Raw genomic sequence first — 5,854 nt, forward strand, 5'->3', positions numbered from 1 at the left:
CCGACCGGCTGCGCCGTTCGCTACGTGATGCCGGAGCCGTTCCCGTCATTCCCGGACGGCGAAACCGCAAACGCACGATCCGATATGATAAAGACAGATACCGCGGCCGCCACTTGATCGAGAACGCCTTCTGCCGTCTCAAGGACTTCCGCCGTGTCGCTACCCGCTACGATAAACTCGCCGTCAACTTCCTCTCAGGCGTCGCCATCGCAACCGCGCTCGCATTCTGGCTCTGATTGAGTCTCAGCCCTAGCTGTAATCAACGAGTTCTGACCCTAGAAATCAGAACCAGCACCAGCACCCCGACATTCCGGTTCCTGACTTTGCGCAGGTTCTATGTTACATCTGTTCACATGATTTCTGTATAAACCGGCGACGGTCCATGGCGGGATATCTATACTCTGCTCCGCCTCTAATCCATGATGATCAATTATTAAAAATACAGCCTTTGATGGCTTTCTAAAGTTGGGCCTCTTTTCGTCGTGCAAAATATTTAGAGCTGTATTGGACGACATCCTGAAATGGGCATGGAAGCCAACTTGCTTGCTGCCGGTGGGCACAAACGCTGGGCCACTTCCAATAGGCTGAAGCTGAATAACACCATCACTTGGTGTAACGATCTTTGCTGAGATTAAGCCGCCAGGTCGATCGCCGTAATTCGAGGCTACGAGGAACAGCGTTTCACCAGAAAGCACGGGGCTCGAAAGGTGAATCTCCGAGTTATGCCCTTGAACCGCAGTGGTGATCGCCGGCAGTGCAGCGGAACCAACGCCAAAAAGCGCTATGAGCAGCGCAAGGGCGGTTGACGAAATAGGCAGATAACCGCGCCAATCTTGATAGCTATTACAATGCGAGCAAAGCACGGCACCGATAGGTATCCGCTCCCTACACTGGTTGCATCGCTGCTCGTTAGCATCGCCCCCTTCCGCGTCCCGCATGTTTTACTGCTCTTCTAATCTCGAGACACCGCCACCCCAACGCGGCAGATTTGAGCGCACTGCAATCACGAAAGCAAGGGATTCACTATCGCCTGGCCTCACACCAGCTGGCACGCCCGAGGTTACGCACACCCAGCTGAACGGGTAGCCACTTGCGTTCGCAGCTCACAGGAGCTGCCGTTCGGAATGTCGGGTGCATACGACGGCTTTGTCCCAAGGCACGTCGTTCCGGCGCGTCAACTGTGTATGCGGATAACCGCTTTAGACGCGCTCGTCGTGCGCCATGAATGACCGCTCCGGCGGCGGTTCACGTGGTTCCTGGGTCGACACCAACATACCTGGCTCTTGGGCGGATCAGTATTCCGGTGCGTGATTGCTCCAAGGCATGGGCAATCCAGCCAGCGCATCGGGCAGTAGCAAAAATCTGAAAGGGCGCGTCTTCGGGTAGATGCGCAAATTCGCTAAGTGCTGTGAGGGCGAAGTCGATATTCGGCAGTTCGCCGGTGATATCCTGAACGGTAGCCGCGAGGGCAGAATGCTCGGGCAGCGGCTCAAAGGCCGCCAGCAGCGCTTGCGCTCGCGGATCGCCACCAGGATAGAGCGGATGGCCGAAGCCTGGTAAGATTGTGCCTGCTGAAAGGCGTGCCGCCGTGGCCTCATGCGGACCAGACTTGTCCGATTCAACGAGGAAACTGCGGACGCGTACCGCCATGCCGCCGTGCAAAGGGCCTGACAGGGCGGCAAGTCCGGCAAGCGCGCAGGCAGCCAACGATGCCCCGGTTGAAGCCGTGACCCGAGCCGCGAAAGTCGAGGCATTCAACTCGTGGTCCGCCAACAACACGAATGAACGCCGGATGAGATCCATGCCGGTGTCGTCGCATCCCCAGGCTCGGCCGAGGCGCCGGTGCATCGGGCCTTCGCCCGAGCCTCCAGCGACCGCATCGACGAGAAGATCGAGCAAGGCCGCTGCTTCGAAGTAGAGCGCCTTGGGTTTTCTTCCGCGTATGGCCGGGCTGGTCGCCGCGCGCCAGGCAAGTACTTGAAACATCCGGTCGTGAGGACGCCCCGCCGGGATGGTGTTGGTCTGCGTTGGGAAACGCTCGTCGCCACAGTCCCACAGCAGTCGCGCCACGTCTTCGAGACTCGCGGTTTCGCCGAGCGTTGCCGCGTCCTGCCCCCGGTACCAGAGCTTGCCATCGGCGATCGTCGTGATCGCAGATGCCAGCACCGGCTCTCCCCACGAGATGGCTTCCTCGGCCACGGCAGCCTGTGCTCTGCCGCGCGCCCGGCGCTTCTCCAACCGAACGACATCGGCGGTCCGATAGAGGCTGCGCCGGGGATCGTCGGCATCCCGTCGAGCCTCGATCCGGCCGCGACTGACATAGGCGTAGAGTGTCTGCGGCTTCAGACCCAAGCGCTCGATCACCTCTTCGGCAGTTGACCACCCGGTCATAGTTAGGCCTATATATTGATTAGATTGATCAAGATTGACCAAAAGAATGTCCATGGCAATCCTGTGCTCGTCAAGCAGGAGTTCCAGAAATTGGCTGAAGGTTTGGAAGGCGTCGTTGCCGCAAACACCATATTGTCGGACGTCGATGGCGTGGCGGGACGGCTGGTGATCCGCGGGTTTGAACTTGGCCAGTTGGCAGGGCGGACGCGGTTTGGCGAAGTCGCGCATCTGCTGCTCGATGGCTTTTTTGACGATTTGCCGGAACCGGCCGGGCTTGAAGCGATGCTGGGCGCGGCGCGGGTCGAAGCGTTCGCCTATGTCGATGCTATCCCTGCAGGATTGAATGCCGTGGAAGCGGTCCGTGCCTTGTTGGCGCGGATACCGGACGGGGACGACCTGCGGACCGCCATACGGCTGTTAGCGGGAGTTTCTGTTTTCACCGCCGCCGTTGCACGCCAGAGGCAGGGGCATATGCCGCTACCGCCCGATCCGGAGGCGGACCATGCCACGGATATGTTGCGGATGATCCGAGGGAGCAATCCGACCGTGGACGAGGCGGCCGCACTTGATACCTATCTTGTCACGGTCTGCGATCATGGCCTCAATGCTTCGACATTCGCGGTGCGCGTGACGGCTTCGACCCTTGCCGGCCTTACGTCGGCAGTGCTTACCGGGATAAGCACCCTGAAAGGCCCATTGCACGGAGGCGCACCCGGTCCGGTCGTCGAGATGCTGGATGAGATCGGTGAAGCCTCCAACGCACGGGCCTGGATCGAGCGCGCCATCGACAGGGGCGAGAGGTTGATGGGGTTCGGGCACCGCATCTACCGGGTCCGAGACCCGAGAGCGGATGCCCTGAAGCTGGCCGTGCGACCACTGTCATCAAATACGGGGCGGCTCGCACTTGCGGAAGCCGTAGAGTCCGCAGCTTTGCAGATACTCAGTGAGCGTAAGCCGGATCGATCGCTCCAGACGAATGTAGAATTCTACACGGCGCTCCTGCTGGAGGCCTTGGGCTTCGAACCTGCCGAGTTCACCTGCGTATTTGCCATGGGCCGGACACTCGGATGGATTGCTCATGCGCGCGAACAGGTCTGCAATGGCAGATTGATCCGCCCTGCATCAGTCTACGTCGGTCCGGTCCCAAAGATCGCGGCCTGAACGATGGACGGCTTTCCGGAATCGCGAAGTTGGAGTGGGGCGTTTGTTGTTGGCAGCGACCGATGCCCGGCCCAGCGCCTCGCTCAAATGTCAGCATTTCCCTTTTGGCTGCTTGAAACCCGTCAGGCAGGAACGGCCCGGCTTCAGTTGTTCCGCAATGCTGGTCGGCCGGGAATTGAGCGTCGACTTCCGACCACATTCGGTCGCTCGGTCCAGCCACCGTGGTCGTCCGCTTCAGACAAAAGCTGCCGATGGGGCGTTGTGAAGCCGACAGTCAGCATTGCGCCCTAATTTCGGCCATTGGAAGGCTTAACCAGCGTTCCCAAGAGCGGCCACTTATCCAGCTCGCATAATTTTTTGGTGGTCTACTACGTGATTATCGACCTCGATCGGATCGGCTGATCATTGCCAAAAGGTAAATCTGCGCTGAATTCTTTTCCTGCTCTGGACTGTCCTGAACTTTGAGGCGGTGGTAGACCGAAGGCATGATAGACCCGGCCTCCACCATCGGATTGACTGCTCCCGAAAGAGAGATGCTCGCAAGCCTGAGTTTCGACCCACTCTCGTTCAAAGGCAATCACGAGGGCTTTCTGCGCAACGCAGATTTGGCTCATCAACTCACGACTTCATTGATTGAGCGCAAAGGTATCCCGGAGCATCGTGTCCGCTACTTTGCGGACCCCGAATATTATCCGGGCGGTCGCGGCAAGTCGCGCCAGGACAGCTTCGTGAAGCACGGTAACGATCATGATGAGACGCTGCGTCATCCGCACTTCCTGAAACATCTTCGCTACTTCATCCACGGCGCCAACCTGCCTGCGGCGATCATTCAGCAATATACCGACGCCGTAGAGAACTGCGGCATGGTCAGTTCCAGCGATATCCCCGAACTCGGCTCAAAGGCACGCAATCTTGCGCGGACGCATCGGCTGGAAGGCGGCGCTGCTGCCGATGAATTCTTCAAGCTAAGCCTTGATCTCGGGTTGAGCGCTGGTCAGTCGGCACGTATTCGCGAGTCCGTGAAACAGCTGCGCCCAAGTCGTTAGCCGATGCTCGCGCAGCAACTCGCACGGGTACTTCTTGAGCTTTCTCGCGCGAGCGATGTCACCACCGATGACGTGTCCGCCATGGAGCAACGCTTCGAGTCCTTGCGCGGCTACAGTCGTCTGCCGCGCGGCCGTGAAAATCGAGGGCGTGCGCTCACGGACGAGCAGATCGTTGCGGCCGTGCTGGGACTCGTCGCCATCCAGCCCGGTTGGGCCGGGCATGTTGCCGCAGTCATCGCCCGTCTCAAACCGGTGGGCGGGTCAGCCGATGCGTTTGGTGCGGCCTCTAATTTCACGGCTGCAATGTGTCATCTTTTGAGGGACGAAGCCTCGCGCCAAAAACTGGTCGCGGTACGCCTGTCGGTCGCGGAAGCCGGAACAAACAGCAACGGCATCGCCGTGATCACGTTCGACGAAGCGGGCGAACGCAAGCGAGTGTCGTTTGTGCGCGACGAAGCGGTGTCACTGCTTCAGCCCGGTGCCGCCGCCGACGCATTCGATTCCGATCAGCGCAATGCGCCAGCCAGCCGAGAACTCGTACTCAATCGTCGCTTCTTTGATCGCTTGGCTCAGCGCGTCGGTCAGGCGCGCACGCATCCGTTGCCGCCGACCGGCGATGGCGCCGAATACGACAAGGAGGACGCGAAAAACGCGCGCTTGGAACGTCTGGGCGCAAGGCGGTCTTCGCACTTCCTGAACATCGGCGTCGATAATCAGGTCACGTGGCCGCGCACCGAAATGCGCGTTAAATTCGATCGCTATTATCTCGTCATGATGCCCAAGACGAAGGAGAACGTGCAGTCGGTCCACATCGACCTGACGGCGAACAAGCTCACGATGGAAGAAGCGATGACGGTCATCAACCGCTTCCTGAGCGTGATGACTTGGTGCGACGATCAGTACGCGATCGCCGAAGGCGGCTGGGGTGGTGGGCCTGTTCCCGTTGCTGTGGCCAAGCGGAATCTGGCGTTCACGACCGCGTACCAATGGCTCTTCGATCGCGACATTCCTTCATCGGAAGATGCCCGGCGTGCGCTTGCACTGTACCGTGAAGCGCGCAACGCCGAGCAGAATTACATGATCAGCTACGCCGTGCTGGGTTACTAGGGTCCAAACCCAATCAGCATCTTGAGTGGTGACAGTTTTCCTGATTCACTGGCGTGTGGATCAGGAGGAATGAGGCATGGCGCTATTCTGGTTGTCGGATGAAGCGTGGGCGGCGATCGAGCTGCATCTGCCGAAAAACCAGCCTGGAG

At 59.4% G+C, this 5,854-nt stretch carries 5 protein-coding genes and 1 pseudogene; 4 read left to right on the top strand and 2 right to left on the bottom strand.

Annotated features, from left to right (window positions below):
- A pseudogene (locus tag SB4_RS19310) lies at positions 1-236 on the top strand (IS5/IS1182 family transposase); the annotation flags it as partial.
- A 39-nt stretch (positions 237-275) separates the two neighbouring features.
- Here SB4_RS19310 and SB4_RS19850 read toward each other — a convergent pair.
- Entirely contained in the window at positions 276-938 is a 663-nt protein-coding gene (locus SB4_RS19850) for a hypothetical protein (RefSeq protein ID WP_153006325.1), read from the bottom strand.
- 307 nt (positions 939-1,245) lie between these two features.
- On the bottom strand, positions 1,246-2,391 hold the full coding sequence (locus SB4_RS17960) for a citrate synthase family protein (protein WP_058753665.1): 1,146 nt from the start codon (positions 2,389-2,391) through the stop codon (positions 1,246-1,248).
- 24 nt (positions 2,392-2,415) lie between these two features.
- Here SB4_RS17960 and SB4_RS17965 point away from each other — a divergent pair, with 24 nt between their 5' ends.
- From SB4_RS17965 to SB4_RS17975, 3 genes are all read left to right on the top strand, one after another.
- Entirely contained in the window at positions 2,416-3,552 is a 1,137-nt protein-coding gene (locus SB4_RS17965; RefSeq protein WP_206598028.1) for a citrate synthase/methylcitrate synthase, read from the top strand.
- Positions 3,553-4,037: 485 nt separating this feature from the next.
- Positions 4,038-4,598 (top strand): hypothetical protein, encoded by a 561-nt coding sequence (locus SB4_RS17970; protein ID WP_153006326.1) that lies wholly within the window; start codon positions 4,038-4,040, stop codon positions 4,596-4,598.
- Between the two features lie 3 nt (positions 4,599-4,601).
- Entirely contained in the window at positions 4,602-5,705 is a 1,104-nt protein-coding gene (locus tag SB4_RS17975) for a hypothetical protein (protein WP_153006327.1), read from the top strand.
- Positions 5,706-5,854: the final 149 nt, after the last annotated feature.

The organism is Sphingomonas sanguinis (assembly GCF_001476905.1).
Classification (GTDB): domain Bacteria; phylum Pseudomonadota; class Alphaproteobacteria; order Sphingomonadales; family Sphingomonadaceae; genus Sphingomonas; species Sphingomonas sanguinis_B.

What these genes read in the sequence shown, in the direction of transcription:
- SB4_RS17970 (WP_153006326.1), top strand. Translation starts at nt 4,038, where the DNA reads ATGATAGACCCGGCCTCCACCATCGGATTGACTGCTCCCGAAAGAGAG.
- SB4_RS19850 (WP_153006325.1), bottom strand. Translation starts at nt 938, where the DNA reads ATGCGGGACGCGGAAGGGGGCGATGCTAACGAGCAGCGATGCAACCAG.
- SB4_RS17960 (WP_058753665.1), bottom strand. Translation starts at nt 2,391, where the DNA reads ATGACCGGGTGGTCAACTGCCGAAGAGGTGATCGAGCGCTTGGGTCTG.
- SB4_RS17975 (WP_153006327.1), top strand. Translation starts at nt 4,602, where the DNA reads ATGCTCGCGCAGCAACTCGCACGGGTACTTCTTGAGCTTTCTCGCGCG.